Source organism: Cellulomonas sp. WB94 (assembly GCF_003115775.1).
Lineage (GTDB): Bacteria > Actinomycetota > Actinomycetes > Actinomycetales > Cellulomonadaceae > Cellulomonas_A.
Window position 1 is genome coordinate 2,723,151 of sequence record NZ_QEES01000002.1, and the last position, 16,349, is coordinate 2,739,499.

Genomic DNA, 16,349 nt, shown 5'->3' on the forward strand with positions numbered 1-16,349 from the left:
ATCATCCAGCTCAAGCGCCGTCGCGGCTGGCACGGTGAGCACCAGGTCGTCGACCGAGCCTGCGCCGACACGCAGGTACGGGTGCGCGCCGACGGCGACGGGTGCCCGGAAGCGGCGCTGCGCTGCAGCAGCTCCACACCGTCGACGGTCAGCGCGCGCAGGCTCGCGCCGTGCGGGGACACCAGAGCCTCGAGCGAATGTCCACCGAGGCGAGCGGCCAGCGGAATCATGATTCGGTACTGGGACCGGTGGAAGTCACCTCGAACAGCACTGATCGATCGACGTCGAGCAAGGGTGCCTGGAACCCGACGGTTCGCAACACCCGGCCACGCAGCGCGATGCCGTCGTCCAGCCACGGCGGATGGGGGACTGACTGCGCCGCGCTCGCCTCCGGCCCGGCGAGCACGACACGATAGAGGAGCTCATCATCCAGGCCGGGCAGGAGCACGCGACCGGGCGGCCATGTGGTCGGGCGCTCGACGACGGAGAAGGCATAGAGCGCCCACGATCGGTCTGGGGCAACGACACCTTCCAGTCGCAGAGCCGGATCGGCGAGGTCCGCATGCACCGCTGTGCCCGAGTGGAGCTTGGCACGGTGGTTCTTGTGGAAAGCAACCCAGGCGCCGATCGCGGCGCGCTCCTCTGCGTCGGCACCGAGGAGGTCAACCTCCACTCCGAGGTTCCCCCAGATCGCCTTCTCCGCCCGGTACGCCAACGGATGCACGCGCCGCGTGGTGTGGGACTCCTCCGCACCGATGTGCGTGCCCTGGAGCTCCGGAGGCACCAGCAAACCTGTCCAGCGCTGGATCTCCAGTCGCTCGTGCGGGTCGTTGCAGTCGCTGGGCCACACTCGGTCGGTTCGTTCGAGGATGCCGAGGTCGACGCGGCCACCGCCGCTGGCACAGGTCTCGATCTCGAGGCCCGGATGCCGCTGCTTCAGTTCGTCCATCATTCGATACACCTGCCCGACCTGGCGGCGGACACCGGCGCCTCCGGTCGGGGTGTGGCCGGCGTCGAGCAGATACCGGTTGTGATCCCACTTGATGAAGGCGATCGAATAGCGGCGCACGAGAGCCGAGATCTTCTCCAGAACGTGCGCGTACGCGTCGGGGTGGCCGAGGTCGAGCACGTGCTGGTAGCGGGAGGGCAGGCCGACGCCGTGCCCTGCGTCGAAGATCCACTCCGGGTGCGCACGCGCCAGCTGCGAATCCAGGCTGACCATCTCGGGCTCGAACCATAAGCCGAAGTCCATCCCCAGACGCTGCACGGTATCGACGAGCGGCCCGAGGCCCGCTGGCCACACCTGGGGATCGACGTCCCAATCGCCGAGCGATGTGGTGTCGTCGCGTCGCCCAACGAACCAGCCGTCGTCCAGGACAAACCGCTCCGCTCCGACTTCGGCAGCCCGCGCGGCGAATCGCTGCAGGACCGCAAGGTCGTGGCGGAAATAGACCGCCTCCCAGGTGTTGACCACCACAGGTCGCGGCGAGCGCGGCGAGCGCGCGCGGAGGTGTCGGTGGAAACGTGAGGCAACCTCGTCGAGACCATCGCCCCAGGACCCGTACTGCCAGGGAGACACGTACGTCTGGCCGCGCTCGAGAGCGACCTCGCCCGGGAGCAGATCCTCACCCGCCACAAGGTGACGGGTGCCCGCTGGGGTGCGCTCGGCGGCGAGCGTCTGGTTGCCGCTCCACGCCAGATGCATCGCCCAAACCCGGCCCGAGCGGAAACCGAAACCGTGTTGTCCGGCCGCGAGGAGGAGTGTGTGCTCCAGCCCGGGTTTGCCGCCTCGCGAGGTGCGTGCCCATTCGCCCACCGAGAACTCCCGCCGCTGTGGGCGGCGTTCGAGCGACCAGCGTCCGCTCGTGTCGAGCACCTCATCGGCCTCAGGAGGGACGGGAAGGGCAAGCTCGAGGTGGTGGACACGATAGACGCGGTCGCCGTCGTTGGTCAGGGCCGCCCTTTGCCGGACCAGCCCGCTCGCGACCAAGACCTCGATCTCGATCCGCACACTCAGGGCGTACTCGACGTCGCGCGCGACGGTCACCAGGCGGTCGCACGACGCATCTCTCTCGACCGAGTGCGTGGCGCGGCGGAAGAGCGGCGCCCAGCGCGTCCCGGCGGTGTCCCCGCCGAGCCCCGGGCGCCCGAGCCAGCCCTCGGCGAGCTGTGGCAGAACCGGCACAGGCTGCGGGTAGGTGACCTGGCTGTCGCCGACGGCCGGTCGTGAACCGCTCACAACGGAAACGAGCTCTTGTTCCGTCAGCGGCCCGAGATCCTCACCCCAGTGCAGGATCCGCGGGAGCCTACCGTCAGTGATCTCAACAACCACGCTTGTGCCGCCGCCGCGAAGCAGCACCGCGGACGCTTCGGTCCCCGTCACGATTCCTCCCTGACCCCCGGCTTCGACTGGCGTCGGAGCCATCACTTCACGGCGCCGAGCGCCAGCCCACCGATGAAGCTGCGCTGGAACAGCAGGAAGACGATCGTGGGCGGGATCGCCGCGATGATGGTCGCCGCTGCGATCACCGACCAGGACGAGACGTACTGGCCCTGGAGCGAGAGGACAGCGGCGGTGATCGGCAGCTTCGCAGACGTCTGCAACAGCGTGATGGACCAGAGCAGGTCGTTGAAGACCCAGGTGAAGGCGAGAGCGCCGAGCGCAGCGAGCGCCGGACGCGTCAGAGGCAGGATGACACGCAGGAAGATGCGGACCGGCCCAGCACCGTCGAGGGTCGCGGCCTCTTGGAGCTCTCGCGGCACGGTGCGCATGAACCCGTAGAGGACGAAGACGTAGAACCCCAGCCCGAACGCTGTCTGTACGACCACCAGTGCCAACAACGTGTCGTAGACACCCAACTGCTGGGTCACCCGCGTGACCGGGATGAGGAGCATCTGCACCGGCAGCAGGTTGCCGGCGAGCATGAGCAGCAGCGCCGTACGCCGGAACGGGATCCGGTACCGGCTGAGCCCGAATGCGGCGATTGCAGCAAGGGCGAGGGACAGCACGACGGTCGGCACAGTGACCACGAGGCTGTTCATCAGGGCTCGGAACATTCCGCCCTGACTCCACGCTTGCGCGTAGGTGGCGAACGTGAAGGTGCGCGGCACGCTCGCGATCCCGTTGCCGGCGACGTCGTCGAAGGTCCGAAAGGAGGTCACGAGCACGAGAAGGATCGGCGCGAACCACAGGAGCGAGACGAGCGTTGCCCCGGTGTGGAAGCCTGCCGTCGCCAGCGTCCTCCGGCGGCTATGACGGCGGTGGGAAGCTGCGTGATCGCCGGCGGGTGCCGCTGTCACCGGGAAGGCCGCGTCTACGGGTGCCGGCGGAACTGCGGGCACTCCGCCGACCGGGGCTGCACTCGTCGTCATGCTTCCTTCTCCTCGGACAGCGCACGGACGAGGTAGGACACGATCACGGCGATCGCGAGGACGAAGATGACCACGGCGATTGCAGAGGCGTATCCGAGCGCGCGGGACTGGAAGGCGGTCGAGTACATGTATGTGCTCAAGAGCTCCGTGGAGTGGAACGGTCCGCCGCGGGTCATCGCCCAGACGATATCGAACGAACGCAGGGAGTCGATCACGAGGACGCTGAGCACCACGAGGTTGACGCTGCGCAACTGCGGGAACGTCACGTGCCGGAACCGTTGCCAACGTGACGCGCCGTCGACTCGCGCGGCCTCCTGGACGCCCGGGTCCAGACCCTTGAGCCCCGCGATGAACAGGACCATCACGTAGCCGATCTCACGCCACAACGCGGCGACGATGACGGCATACAGAGCCGTCTGCCGGTCACCGAGCCAAACTCGCTGCCAGTCGCCCAGGCCGGCCGACCGGAGCAGGACGTTGAGCACGCCAGTCGGCTGCAGAAATGCGCTCCAGATCAGCGAAGTGACCACGAGCGAGAATACGATCGGAAGGAATAGGGCAGTTCGGTAGATGCCAACGCCGCGACGCTCGGACTGGAACAACAGGGCCGTTGCGAGCCCGGCGACGAACGATATCCCGCCGAACAGCGCGATCCAGACCGCGGTATTCCGCAACGCTGTCCGGAAGATCGGGTCGCCAGCGAGACTTACATAGTTCCCGAGCCCGAGCGGCTGCGCGGGCGCAATGCCGTTCCACCGCAAGAAGGACAACCCGATGCCCTGGGCGGCTGGCAAGAAGACGCCGATCGCCTCGACGAGGAACGGGACGAGTACGAAGGCGAGCACGGTCGGCGGCGTGACGATGCCACGCCGCCGACCCTGCACGAGGGTGGAGTTGCTCACGAAGTTGCCCGCACCCGCTCAGCCGCGGCCTGCCACTCCGTGGCGATGGAGTCGATCGCGGTCGGCTCGGCGACCAGCCGAGTCAGTGCGGAGTCCGCCGGCTTCTGCTGCGCGTCGCCTGCGTCCCGGTTGTAGAACTGCGTGACCTGCGCCGCGGACTCGAGCATCGCCTTGCCTTGCTGCGCGAGCGGATCGAGAGCCTGGGTGGCCTCGGGGTTGGCCGCGAGGGCGGTTCCCTCCTGTCCCTTCATCAGGGCAGACTGCGCATCAGCACTGGCGACATAAGCCAGGAAGCGATTGGTCAGGGCGGGCTTGTCTGTCCGGACGCTGGCGATCAAACCGTCCGTCGGTCCTTCCTCGGCGATGGGCACGCTGGGATCGATGATGGGGAACTGGAAGAACGCCAAGTCGTCGCGCCGATCTTGTGGGACGGACGGCTCAGCCCACGCACCCAGCAGGTACATCGCCGAACGACCCTGCGCGAAGTCGCTCATCGCCTGGTTGTGCGACAGCCCCAGGATCGACGGGTCGAAATACGGCAGCACCTTCGCGAGCTCGGTGAGAACCGCCTTGACCTTCGGGCTGTCGTACTTCTCCTTTCCGGAGAGCAGGTCGATGTGGAACTGCCCGCCGTTGATCCGCAGGTCCAGGTAGTCGAACCAGGCGGACGCGAGCCACGCGTTGTCACTCAGGCCCATCGTCAGCGGGTTGACGCCCTGCGCCTTGATCTTCTGGGCGACTTGCACGAATTCGTCCCAGGTCTTCGGCGGAGTCACCCCGAGCTTCTCGAAGTCGCTCTTGAAGTAGTACACGCCCCACCAGTAGTAGCCGGTCGGGATGAACACTTCCTTGCCGTCGGCAGTCTGGCTCAGGCTGCGTAGAGCCGCCGGGAGATTGGTGAGGTGCTGCGACCACACGTCGGACAGATCGAGCAGCAGGTTCTGGTCGGCGAAGTCACGCGTCGCCTGCCCGGCGTACCAGGTGTAGACGTCCGGCGGCTTCGAGCCGGTCAGGTAGGTCGGCAGCTGCGAGTTGAAGGTCTGCGTGGGGATGCTGTTGAGCTGGACCGTGCCCTGTCCGAGTGCGTTGAAGTTCTTGACAAGTTCCTCGATCCCACCCTTCTCGGCATCGGTGAAGCGGGACTGCAGGATGAGCGGGCCACTGGCATCGGCCGTGGGCGTCTGACCGCTCGGGCTGGAGGCCGAGCTGCCGGTCGACACGCAACCGGCTACCAGGCTAATCAGGAGGAGTGGCGCCATCGCCATCAGGCGTCGCGCTTTGTGGGTCATCGTTGACTCCAATCGTGCGTACGGGGGTCCGCCGGAGCGTTCCGGTGGAGGTCGCGCTTCACCCACGCTAGGCGGCCTGTCATGGGTCAGAGTAGAAGGATGCGTCGATCTACCTGGACAGAACAACGATGACGGCTCACACTCATCCAGTGCTCGAGGATGCTCGATCAGACGTCCGCCACGATGCGCTGGTGCCCGATGGGTTCCCTGGCCAGCGCCTTCTGGTCCTGCCTCGGCCAAGAGTGCGCGAATACCTCGCACAGTCAGGTTCCGGCGACCTGGTCGTCACGGACTGCGGCTACTTCCCTCGTGCCCACTCGCACGGGCGTCGCCGCCACTCGCCCATTGGCCAGGTCATCGTGATGATGTGTGTCGACGGCGCCGGGTGGTGCGAAACGCCGGCCGGCAGGTTCACCGTCGAGGCCGGGCAGGCTGTGATCCTGCCCCCCGGAGTGCCTCATGCGTATGGCGCCGACGCGGATGATCCGTGGACCGTGTGGTGGTTCCACCTGGCAGGACCGCACCTGCCGGAGTTCCTGAGCGCCGCCAAGATGACGGCCGCCAACCCTGTTCGACGCGTCCACAACCTCTATCAGATCGTCTCGCTCATCACTGAGATCGTCCGTTGGCTCGAGCGCGACTCCACCACACCGAGTCTGCTGGTCGCCTCGGGCGCGGCATGGCACGCGTTGACCCTGCTGGCCGCGGATCGCGGCGTCGGCGACCTGAGCGTGGATGTCGTGGAGGAGTCCGCGCAATACCTGCGCACACACGTCGCCGAGCGCGTCACCGTCGCCCAGCTGGCTGCGATGGCGTCGCTGAGCGCGTCCCACTTCGCAGCGGTGTTCAAGCGGCACATGGGCTACCCGGTGTTGCAGTACCAGACGATGCTGCGGATGGCACGCGCCCGCGAGCTGCTGGACCTCACCGATCGCACCATCGCGACGATCGCGGGCGAAGTGGGGTACCCCGACTCGTTCTACTTCGCGCGACAGTTCAAGAAGTTCCACGGCGTGACGCCACGCGAGTACCGGCGCCAGCACAAGGGCTGAGGCCGGTACTCGCGGACAGACGGGCACCCTCAGGCGGCCGCGCCGAGGAGAACGTCGAGCGAGACGGCTCGCACCAAGAGGTCGCAAGGGTCCGTCTGCCTCAGTCGGCCCACGATCGCCCGAGCGTCCTCAGCCCGCCCTTCGAGGATCGCGAGCTGTGCCTCGAGCAGCGAGACCCGCGCAGCGTGGACTGCGCGCAGGTCAGGGCGAAACGTCAGCATCGTGGGCAGCGAAGTCGCGAAGTAGTCGATCGCGGGGACTGCGGCACGCTCCTCGCCGACGTATGCCGCCAGAGCGGCCGTCAGGAATGTCGCCCTTTCGTCGTTCCCCAGGCGCTTGGACGCTAGCACCGAGTAGTAGGTCATCGGGGAATAGGGCACGCCGGACATGCCGGCGAAGTCACCCACGCGCAGCGCCGCCTGCTCCCATGTCGCGCGGGCGTCCGACTCGCGGCCGGCCGCGCAGAGTGCATCGCCCAGGGCGAGAAGCAGGTCGGCGTCGTTGGCGAGCGGGTGTCGGGCCTCACCCAGGTTCGCTGGTGGAGACAGCGCCGCTTCCAACGCGGTGACGGCCATGTCTGGTCTGCCGTCAGCCAGCACCTCCGCTGCGATCGCTGACTGCGCGGCGGACCACACACGCAGCGCCTCGCCCTCTCCACCCTCCCAGGGGCTGAAACGTCGCGATGCCATGCTTTCGACGGCCTGCGCGGGGTGACCCGTGAGTACGAGAAGCTCGCAGTACGCGATCGTTAGGTCGTCGCGGCTCATCGTCACCGCCGGATGCTGCTCCAGGCGCTCGCGCCGGATCGCCGGGTCGACGCCGGCGCGGCGGGCGAGCTGGTCAGCCTCGTACAGGAGACGCCCGTTGTCCGGCGCAAGGCTGAGCGCGCGCTGGTAGAGCCCCATCGCAGCGTGTGTGTCGCGACTGACGTTGTAGGCCGCGAGCGCTAGCCCACGCAGTGCAACGATGTCCGTCGGGTCGAGCTCCGCGGCTCGGTTCAAGTGCGCGACCGCGTCGTCATATCGGTGCTCGCCGTACAGCCACTGTCCCAGCAAGGAGTGCGCCCGCGCGTCGGCGTCGTCGCGCGCAAGGGTGCGTTCCAGCAGGCGTGCGTCGCTCGCTCCTCGCGGGAAGCATGTGCGAGCGTCGACCTTGCGAGCGAGCTGACGCGCCTCCGCCGCGTCACTGTCCCGGTGCAGTTCGGCCAAGACTTCGGCCCGGCGGTAATGCAGGAGGGGCAGGGGGTTGCCCGCCGCAGGGACCGGTCGCAGTTCGGCCGCGCGCGAGGCCGCGTCGAGCACGCGAAGAGTGTCACCGAGTAGACCGAGGCTCGAATACTCCGCAGCAACGTCCGCCAAGGTGAGGGCGTCTGTATCGACTTGCCCGAATCGCAGGTCTCGGATCCACGCGTCCAGAGGGTCCAGGGCGGTCGTCTCGGCGACGAGGTCGGTGGCCTCGTCCGGATGACCGAGGCGTCGGAGCGCCACCACCGCGATCGCTCGCGCCTGGAGCTGGTCGGTGTCCGTGCGCAGCGCCTGCCGCGCGCGCTGCAACGCGGCTTGCCAGCGACCGGCGCGGGCGTCCAGGCGCGCAAGCGCGAGGTGCGCTGGAGTGCGCCACGCCGAGTTCCACATGCTCTTGGCGTAAGCGTCGTACGCCTCAGCTGCACGTCCCGCTGCGTCGAGGGTGACTCCGAGCAGGTAGTGGGCTTCACCGGTCGGCGGGTTCGGGTTGCGACGTGTCTCGCGCGCGATGGCGGCACGAAGGTGACGTTCCGCCTCATCGAGGCGCCCGTCGCGGAGCCGCAGCCCTGCGAGCGCCACGTGCGCGCGCGAGTCGAGGGGATCGCGTCGGAGAATCTCTTCCCAGTAGGGCTGAGGCGAGCGGGTCGCGTGCCGGTACTGCGCCAGATGCATACCGGCGAAGTAGAGTTCGTCAGCTGACTCGATCTTCTCCGGAGGAGCTAGTTCCGTCGCTGGTTCGAGCGTCGTGGTTTCTGTACGCGACTCCGACGCGCAGCGCAGGAGCTCGGTCTCGGCTTCGGCAACGACTAGTTCTACCGGCCCCTCACCTGTGATCGGGACGTCGGCCTGCAGCGGCTGCCCCGGCCGGACGTCCGCGACCTTGCGCCAGAGCACTTGGCCCTCGTCGTCGTGCAACACGACGACCGCCTCCAGAGGACGTGGTGATGCCACGCCTATGCGCGCAGTCCGAGTGCCGTCGACCACGGTCACGTCGAGGCGGGCAGCCGCTTCCGTCGTTGCCTGGTGAGCGGGGCCGATCTCGTGGAACGGGTACCAGAACTGGCTGAACGCCTTGGTCTCGCCGGGCGTGAGGTACGAGAAGTCCGGCTGATTGTCTGTGTACGCGCCAGCCATCAACTCGATATATGGGCCGTCGCGCTCGGTGAGATTCGCGTCCCACGCCCACCCAAACTGGGCGTTACCCCACGTCCACTGCTTCTTGCCCGGGGCGATGCGGTGATCGGCTACGAGCACGAACCCGAGCCCAGCCGCGTGGTCGTAGCCGCCGAAGAAGTCGTCCGCGCTGCCGACGCACATGTACGAGGTGGGGACGGGGATGTTCCGATACCAGTCCAGCCGGTTCGCATCCGGGCCGACGTAGTGCGGGCTGTCGCGATCCGCGCGGGCAGGGTAGTCGACCCCGTAGTAGGGCCGGTCCGCGACGGGGAACGCAGTGACTGCCCGCTTCGCGTGATCCGCGACCATGTGCACGTCGGTCGGAAAGAACGACTGGTAGTCGTCGTGCACTCGCACCGCGATGTTCGTCCACCACAGGAACGTCTGGGTGACCGCGGTGCGGTTGAACAGACGCACCCGTGCCTCGATGAGAGCAGTCCCCGGCCGCAACCGGATCCCATGCATGCCCTTCATGCGGGTGAATGGGTCATGGTCCGAGCACCAGACGGTCACCGAGCCGTCGTCCTCGTGCTCGATCTCCCAGTCGGTCGGCAGGTGGGTTCCAGGGCGGTGGTGCTGTGGCCAGTTGAACTCGACGCCGCCCGAGATCCACGGCCCAGCGAGCCCGACGAGTGCTGGCTTGATCGTGTTGTTGCGGTAGAAGAAGTCCTGTCCGCTCACCTTGTCGAATGCCACATGGATGCGGCCACCCAGTTCGGGCAGCACCATGAGGCGTACGTACTCGTTCTCCAGGTGCACGGCTTGCCACGCGCGCGGGTGCGCGGCACGATCGATCGATTCGATCATTGGTAGTGGCAGTACCTTTCCCGACGAGCCCTGATAGACCCTCATGTCGAGGTAGGCGGGCAGTTGCTCGGGCACGCCTGTCTCGAACGTCGGGATAGTCACCGGCGCAGCCCAGCCAGCTACGGGGGCGTCTGCCAGTGAATCGGGGCGCTCGGGGAGCGTGAAGCGGCTGTTGTCGTTGAGCACAAGTCGATGCTAGGAACGCCCGAGGCGCCTCAGAAGGGCGTTTACCATGCACCTTCTGGACGATCCGACGATTGCCGCCCTGAGTCCGAACCGACCCGTCTCACGTCCCGTCGCGGGGAGAGTGATGACCAGGGACGCAGGCGCGGTAGCGGTCGTGGCCCCCACCCACCAGCCGACTGTGACCAACCTGACGGCCGAGTGCAACTGATGTGGGGTGAGGCCATGTCGAGTGGGCAGGGTGAGGCGCCGCCCGGACGGCGGCGGCGGCGGTAGGTCCGTGCGATCCAGGTGACGAACTTCCTTGACCTGAATTGACTGGACTCAGCCGGTCGCTGCAACACCGGCCTGTTGGACCGACAGGTGGTGCTCGTTCATGCCCCGATGCGCCCTCGTTCGCCGCCGAGATCTCTAGGGCTACGCAATCTGAGCGGCCGACGCCGAGCCTGTGACCACCTGCCGCGTCGTCGCCGCCTTGGGAAGGCAGGCGTCGAGTGTCGTGGGTCGAACGTGGGGAGGACCGATGTTCATTGAGGACGGGCTGGTCGTCGCGGACGCCTACCTGGAGCGCGCCAGGCTTCACCTTGAGTAGGTCGAACCAACGCTGACCACACCGTCCGCGGCTGGCGACAAGGCGCTCGACCGGTTCTCGCCGTCGCAGCAGCTGCGGCCGGCCCCGGTCAGCCTGGAGCGGGCGTGCACCTACCTACGCGCGGCTCAGCAGACGATGGGGGACGTCGCCGACGCCATCGCGCGAGGGTTCACCGATCAGGCGGGGGAGGACCTGCGCCTGCTTGAGCGGCTGTGCGCGATGGTGGACGAGCTGGGCGGGCAGGCCGCGCGGAATCTGGCTGCGGCGTCGCGTGACCTTGCCGCCCAGGGGGAGCGGGGCCGCGGCTTGTCGGCGGACCTCAGCAGCATCGGGGAGGCGCGGTCGAGCGCGCAGGCTGCCGGGCGGTTGGCCGCCGAGCTGGCGGCCGACCAACGACGGGCGTCCATTGTCACGGCCGAGCGGGTGGCGCAGCGGCTGCAGGCCGAGCAGCGGGGGCGTCGTACAACAAGCAACCCGGCGGGAGGGACCCGCGTGCCCCGCTGATCGTCGTCGCAGTCCAGGTCGCCTGCTCGACCAGCGGTCTCGACATCGTCAGCGCGTCACCAGGCCCAACGCCGGTCGCGGCGTGCCGGAAGGGACCAATGCTCGAAGGCGTGCCCTCGTGGCGTCGGTTCCCGGGCACGTGCGCAGGAACGCGACGAGGTCGTCACCGAAGCCGGCATGCGCGACGCCCTCGTCGCCGGCCCTGACGAGTAGGTCGTGCCACTGGCGCTCCCACACCGGCACCGCGTAGCTGAGCGCTCCGATAGCGGCGATCGTGACCGCGAGCCCCATTCTTCCAACCTGGACCGCCTGCACGACGGCCACGGCTGCGACGATGACTCGCCGCCGCCACGCGGCCAGGGTCAACGGCAACGCCCGCCCGATGCCGTGGACGGCGGCCCGCATCGCTCGCCACGGCGCCGACACGCAACCGATGAGCAGATCCGCGCGCGTCAGCCCCTCGCGGACTAGGACGGCGGAGTGCGCGACCACCGCGGCCGCCTGACGGTTCGGCAGATCGCCGCGAACGACGGCCTCGATCAGTCCTGTAGACACGACGACGGTCCGTCGACCGGCCCCGGCAGCCCCGATCACCCGAGACCGCTTCACGCGGAGCTCCACCAGCGGCGGTCCCAGCCCGACGCGGCACAGCGCGGTCAGCACCGCCGCCAGCTCGTCGCGCTCGGACGGCCGCAACCGGCGGGCGCCCAGCACGATCGCAGCCGCTGATCTTTCCCATGCGCCGCGGCCCGTGGCCGAGACGACCCCTATCAGCACCAGCGCCACGCCTGCTGCAATCGGCGCCGGTGCGACCGCGAGCGTGAGCGCGACTACGACAACGCTGACCACCACCCCGGGACCGACCGCCAGGGCCTTCATCACCGACATCGGCATCGTCGCCGCCTCCGTTCCGTACGAGTGCGAGGCGACGCCCGTCGATCCCAGCTGACCACCCACGCGGCGTCGGCCGGCCTTCGGCCTGTGAAGCAACTGTCCACCGAACCACCCACACGACCCCGTCATCCACAACCAGCCCCCGTAGCCCCACGCGAACGGCCGGGCGTGGCCCCATGGGAGCGACCCACCCAGAGGAAGGAGCGGGACGATGAACGAGTCGAACACCGTCGACCCGTCGACCACGTGGCTGCGGCTCGTCGCGCTCCTGACCGCGGCCGCCGACAGCCCACAGACGAGAGGAGCAGTCGAGGCCGACCTGCACTCCCTGGCACTCGGCGCCCAGATCGTCGCGTCGAGAGCCCTGGCGCTCCTGCCAGTCGGCGCCGATGGCGACCTCGAGGACGTCGTTCTGGACGTCGCCGTGTCCTCAACTCTGGTTGACCTCATCTGGGCGGCCAGCCGCGCCGCTCGTACGCACCCGGTCGAGGCGTTCGCGCCCGGTGCTGCCGCGGTCATCGCCGAACTCGGCGTCTTGGTCGCTGAGGCCGAGGCCCTCTCGTGACGGCGATGTCCGGCCCGTCGCACACCTCGAGACTGCCGGAGGGGGACGATGAGTGGACGGTCGGGGACCTGCTGCTGGACGCCGACGTCGCCGCGCGCGAACTGTTGTGGGACGCACCGCCGGACACGGCCAAGGCCAAAGCGCGGTCGTGGGGCGAGGTCGTTGAGGCTGCGGCCGACCTGTGGTCCTCGTTCCCGGACCGCACCGGCAACCTGAGCATGGAGCGGATCCACAAGCTCACTGTGGGGATGCACCTGACCCAGCAGCGCACCGGCTGGCCAGGCGCCGGCGACGGCGACCCGCACCTGGATCGGGTCGTGCAGAACCTGTCCCGAGCGACCGAGATGATCTCCGTCCGCCGGCACCCGACGGCACGCCTCAGCGAGACGGGGCACCTGGACTCCGAGGCGGCCCGGACCCGGATCATGCACGTGGTGTACGTCGCCTCCCACGGCGTCGGCCAGGCGCTGTGGCAGTACAACCGCGACATGCGCCGCGTGCTCGACGCCAAACACCGGCTCAACCCCGGGCAGTCGGCAGACCAGTCGCTCAACCTCATGGTGCGCGTGGGCACCGCCGAACAGCTGGCGGCGTCCTACCTGCAGGGTCGCTGGCCCGCCGGACTGACGGGGCAGCATCGCGACCTCGTCGAGCCGGACCGCCTGGAGCAGGCTGTCGCCTGCTGGGATGTCCAGGCCCGTCGGACACTGGCGGCATCGCCGACCGCAGCGAACGTGCTCTTCACAGTCAAGGTCGAACGCGACCTCACGGTGGCCGGCGGCAGGATCCTCGCCGCGGCCGCACAGTTGGGCGCCGTCGACTCCGACCAGCACGCGCAACGCTTGCAGCCGGCACTCGAATCGCTCGACGAGGCCTGGGCGCGGCTGGGCGGTGACCTCGCGCAGATCGCCGGACGCGCCCGCCGAGTCGACCCCGAGCTGCTGCGCTCTGGTGCGGAACTGCGCGCGTCCCTGCGGGAGATCACCGCCGATCTCGGCGGGCATGCCAGCCCGGAGACCATGGCGCAGCGCGCCGATCTGCGAGTGGCGAGCCTGGAGGTGCAACGGGGCCTGGTCGCCGCAGTCGACCTCGGCTACGTCCTGCGCGACGTGGTCACCGATCCCGAACTCACCGTCCCCGCCCGCGGCGTGCAAGCCGCATGCACGCTCCTGCCGGCCCAACCCGACGATGCGGCCTGGGTCGACCCACGGGACCTCCACGCCAACAGTCCAGTGACCCTTCCCCAAGCGCTCCGCGCGTCGCTGGCCGAGCACAGCGCCGACGTCGTCGCTGCCGCGGTTCGGGTCGACTCAGCCGGCACATTCCTGGGCGCAAACCGCGAGATCAGCCCAGCTGGACCGCAGCTGACCGGGCGCGCTCACGAGGAGCGCGCAGTGCGCGTCTCGCCAGCGCCCGGTCTGGCCTACGGCTGCGAACGGTGACGGCCGTGATCTTCGAAGCACCGACGGGAGGCCAGGACGCTTCCTGACCAGACGACCTGTCGAGACGCCCGATGCCGGAGTAGATGACCCACCGAGAGGAATCGCGATGCCCACGGATACCGAACTGATCGACGCTGCGGTTGCTGCCTTGACCGCCATCGCCCGCAGCCGGCGCACTGTGGGGGCGGGCACTCCGTTTGAGCACGCCGGGCCGGTCGACTTCGCAGAGATCGCATGCCAAGTTCTGACATGCGCGGCGGCCAACATCGGTGGCGTGGAGACCCTGCTCTCCGGGCGGCCGAGCTCGTGGGAGGCGGACTACGTCCGCCAAATTGTTCTGAGCACCGCTGGCGACAGCATCGAGGACCTGCTGCGCTGGCGCACCGAACCACTGACACTCGTCCTCGACACCGAGGCCGAGCTCGCCGACCTCGGCCTGGAGCAGCAGTACGAGGACGCGGCGGACGCCGCCGCCCGACGCGAGAACCACGCTCACGAGACGATGATCATGGACTTCGCCACGCCCGAGGAGAAGACGAGGATCGCGGAGATCCGTTCGCGAACCGTCGAACTGCTCGGCGAGGGCGGCGCTGGCGAGCTGGAGCGTGAGCGCGCCGCACAGCTTGCTGGCGAAGCGTGGGTGATCGTGACGGCGGTCACCGAGCGCGCCCAGATCGCCGGTGGCCCGGTGGTGGACGCGCATGCCAAGGCGCTGGCCGCGTGCGACGCCGTCGACGATCTGTGGGAGCACGACAAGGCCGCCTACCGTGCGGCCTACGCCGACGACATCCGCGAGTCCCTCTCCGCACGCGGCGTGACCATCGCTGTCGAGTTCGTCGATGCACCGATCGACACGTCGGGGGAGTGGGACCCACTGCTCGACGAGCTGCACGAGAGTGCCCGACGCAGTGCGACGCAGCGGATTCTCCAAACGATGCCGGGCCACGCCGAGGCCGGCCGCGCGGGTGCCAGTCCCGCGAAGGCCGCGCCCCTCGCGGGCCGTACGTACGCAGAGCGAGCCAACACCGTCGCGTACACCGAGCGTTCGGGCACTGACGGGATTGGGCTCGGTCAATGAGCAACAGACGCTCCTATGGACTCGGCCCGCCGGTCCCCTCGTACGCTGTCGAGTTTTCCAGTGCCGCAACTGGTGGGGGAGGCTGACGGTGGCCAGCATCAAGAAGCGTCCTGACGGGGTGTGGCGGGCCCGGTACCGGGACGATGCGGGCCGCGAGCACGCCAAGCACTTCCCGCGCAAGGTCGACGCGCAGCGGTGGCTGGACGAGGTCACTACAGCTGTGGTGACGGGCACCTACGTGGACCCGAAGATGGCGCGCACGACGGTCGAGGAGTGGTGCACCTCGTGGCTGGCCGGCTACGGCACTCGGCGCGCCTCGACGGTCCGCCAAGCACGGGTGCACGTGGCCCGGATCGTGGCGGAGTTTGGGCCGAAGCGGCTCGGGGACGTGCGCCCCTCACACGTGAAGGCATGGACGGCCAAGCTCAAGTCCGAGGGCGCGGCCGACTCCTACGTCTACGCCTTGCACGCCCGCCTTGCACAGATCATGGCCGACGCGGTGCACGACGGCGTGATCCCGCGCTCGCCCTGCTCGCGGCGCACGTCGCCGGGCGCGGGCCGGCAGCGGGCCTACGTCGCCACAGAGACGCAGCTGTGGGCGCTCGTCGACGCCGTGCCGGAGCATCTGCGGACGGCGGTCTTGCTCGGCGCGTTCGCCGGCCTGCGCGTCGCTGAGGTATGTGGGCTCCGGGTCACGGACGTGGACTTCAAGCGGGGCGTCATCAACCCGGCGGTGCAGTATCCGCAGGAGCCGTTGAAGTCGGCGACGGGTCGCATGGCGGTTCCGATCCCGCAGGCGCTAGTGCTCGAGCTTGCCGACGGCGCGGGTGGGCGCAGGTGGATCGTCGAGACGAGCGTGGGCGAGCAGGTCGGCCCGTGGCAGATCGATCGGGCCGTCCGCGCGGCACGAGCGGAGCTCAACGCAAGGGCCGAGGGTGCTGCGCGGAAGCCGAAGGTGAAGCCCGCCGACGTCGACGCGGCGCAGGCCGAGGCGCTCCCTGAAGGCTTTCGGTTCCACGATCTCAGGCACTTCTACGCCTCGTTGCTCATCGCCTCCGGCGCTGATGTGAAGGTCGTCCAGGCGCGGCTCCGGCACGCTTCGGCCAAGACGACCCTCGACACCTACGCCCATCTGTGGCCGGACACAGAAGAGTCCACACGCGCCGCTGTCGGAGCAGCGATGGCGGCGCGTGCGGACTCTCTGCGGACTAGACAGACGTCGTGACTGCGTTAGTCCAGGTCAGGGGAC

General features: G+C 68.7%; 12 protein-coding genes. 6 read left to right on the forward strand and 6 right to left on the reverse strand.

Annotated features, from left to right (window positions below):
- Positions 1-226 precede the first annotated feature (226 nt).
- From DDP54_RS13680 to DDP54_RS13695, 4 genes are read right to left on the reverse strand one after another with little or no spacing between them, the layout of a single operon-like run.
- Entirely contained in the window at positions 227-2,383 is a 2,157-nt protein-coding gene (locus DDP54_RS13680) for an alpha-galactosidase (protein ID WP_242448410.1), read from the reverse strand.
- A gap of 41 nt (positions 2,384-2,424) precedes the next feature.
- Positions 2,425-3,372 (reverse strand): carbohydrate ABC transporter permease, encoded by a 948-nt coding sequence (locus DDP54_RS13685; RefSeq protein ID WP_109132201.1) that lies wholly within the window; start codon positions 3,370-3,372, stop codon positions 2,425-2,427.
- The gene (locus DDP54_RS13690; RefSeq protein WP_197711404.1) at positions 3,369-4,274 is read right to left on the reverse strand and encodes a sugar ABC transporter permease; all 906 of its coding nucleotides are present in this window, start codon (positions 4,272-4,274) and stop codon (positions 3,369-3,371) included. Before DDP54_RS13690 ends, DDP54_RS13685 begins: the two co-directional genes overlap by 4 nt.
- The gene (locus DDP54_RS13695; protein WP_109132202.1) at positions 4,271-5,563 is read right to left on the reverse strand and encodes an extracellular solute-binding protein; all 1,293 of its coding nucleotides are present in this window, start codon (positions 5,561-5,563) and stop codon (positions 4,271-4,273) included. The genes DDP54_RS13690 and DDP54_RS13695 overlap by 4 nt, the downstream gene beginning before the upstream one ends.
- 149 nt (positions 5,564-5,712) lie before the next feature.
- Between DDP54_RS13695 and DDP54_RS13700 the strand changes: the two genes are divergently transcribed.
- On the forward strand, positions 5,713-6,615 hold the full coding sequence (locus DDP54_RS13700) for an AraC family transcriptional regulator (RefSeq protein WP_158274528.1): 903 nt from the start codon (positions 5,713-5,715) through the stop codon (positions 6,613-6,615).
- 29 nt (positions 6,616-6,644) lie between these two features.
- Here the strand turns inward: DDP54_RS13700 and DDP54_RS13705 are convergent, their stop codons facing one another.
- Positions 6,645-10,028 carry a DUF5107 domain-containing protein gene (locus DDP54_RS13705; protein ID WP_109132204.1) on the reverse strand — a complete coding sequence of 1,128 codons (3,384 nt, stop codon included), beginning with the start codon at positions 10,026-10,028 and terminating at the stop codon, positions 6,645-6,647.
- A gap of 724 nt (positions 10,029-10,752) precedes the next feature.
- On the opposite strand from DDP54_RS13705, the gene DDP54_RS13710 reads away from it, so the two are divergent.
- Positions 10,753-11,121 carry a hypothetical protein gene (locus DDP54_RS13710; protein WP_109132205.1) on the forward strand — a complete coding sequence of 123 codons (369 nt, stop codon included), beginning with the start codon at positions 10,753-10,755 and terminating at the stop codon, positions 11,119-11,121.
- Between the two features lie 48 nt (positions 11,122-11,169).
- On the opposite strand, the gene DDP54_RS13715 is transcribed toward DDP54_RS13710, so the two are convergent.
- Positions 11,170-12,015, reverse strand: coding sequence for a hypothetical protein (locus DDP54_RS13715; protein WP_146192436.1), 846 nt, complete (start codon positions 12,013-12,015; stop codon positions 11,170-11,172).
- A 211-nt stretch (positions 12,016-12,226) separates the two neighbouring features.
- Here DDP54_RS13715 and DDP54_RS13720 point away from each other — a divergent pair, with 211 nt between their 5' ends.
- From DDP54_RS13720 to DDP54_RS13730, 4 genes are all read left to right on the forward strand, one after another.
- Positions 12,227-12,580, forward strand: a complete 354-nt coding sequence (locus DDP54_RS13720; RefSeq protein WP_109132207.1) for a hypothetical protein — start codon at positions 12,227-12,229, stop codon at positions 12,578-12,580.
- Between the two features lie 431 nt (positions 12,581-13,011).
- Positions 13,012-14,022, forward strand: a complete 1,011-nt coding sequence (locus DDP54_RS13725) for a hypothetical protein (protein ID WP_158274529.1) — start codon at positions 13,012-13,014, stop codon at positions 14,020-14,022.
- Positions 14,023-14,128: 106 nt separating this feature from the next.
- Positions 14,129-15,100 carry a hypothetical protein gene (locus DDP54_RS18700; RefSeq protein WP_242448411.1) on the forward strand — a complete coding sequence of 324 codons (972 nt, stop codon included), beginning with the start codon at positions 14,129-14,131 and terminating at the stop codon, positions 15,098-15,100.
- 88 nt (positions 15,101-15,188) lie between these two features.
- Positions 15,189-16,325 carry a site-specific integrase gene (locus DDP54_RS13730; protein WP_242448412.1) on the forward strand — a complete coding sequence of 379 codons (1,137 nt, stop codon included), beginning with the start codon at positions 15,189-15,191 and terminating at the stop codon, positions 16,323-16,325.
- Positions 16,326-16,349 lie beyond the last annotated feature (24 nt).

Excerpts from the sequence above, each read along its gene's own strand:
- DDP54_RS13685 (WP_109132201.1), bottom strand. The coding sequence starts at position 3,372 with ATGACGACGAGTGCAGCCCCGGTCGGCGGAGTGCCCGCAGTTCCGCCG.
- DDP54_RS13695 (WP_109132202.1), bottom strand. The coding sequence starts at position 5,563 with ATGACCCACAAAGCGCGACGCCTGATGGCGATGGCGCCACTCCTCCTG.
- DDP54_RS13710 (WP_109132205.1), top strand. The coding sequence starts at position 10,753 with ATGGGGGACGTCGCCGACGCCATCGCGCGAGGGTTCACCGATCAGGCG.
- DDP54_RS13715 (WP_146192436.1), bottom strand. The coding sequence starts at position 12,015 with ATGCCGATGTCGGTGATGAAGGCCCTGGCGGTCGGTCCCGGGGTGGTG.
- DDP54_RS13720 (WP_109132207.1), top strand. The coding sequence starts at position 12,227 with ATGAACGAGTCGAACACCGTCGACCCGTCGACCACGTGGCTGCGGCTC.
- DDP54_RS18700 (WP_242448411.1), top strand. The coding sequence starts at position 14,129 with ATGCCCACGGATACCGAACTGATCGACGCTGCGGTTGCTGCCTTGACC.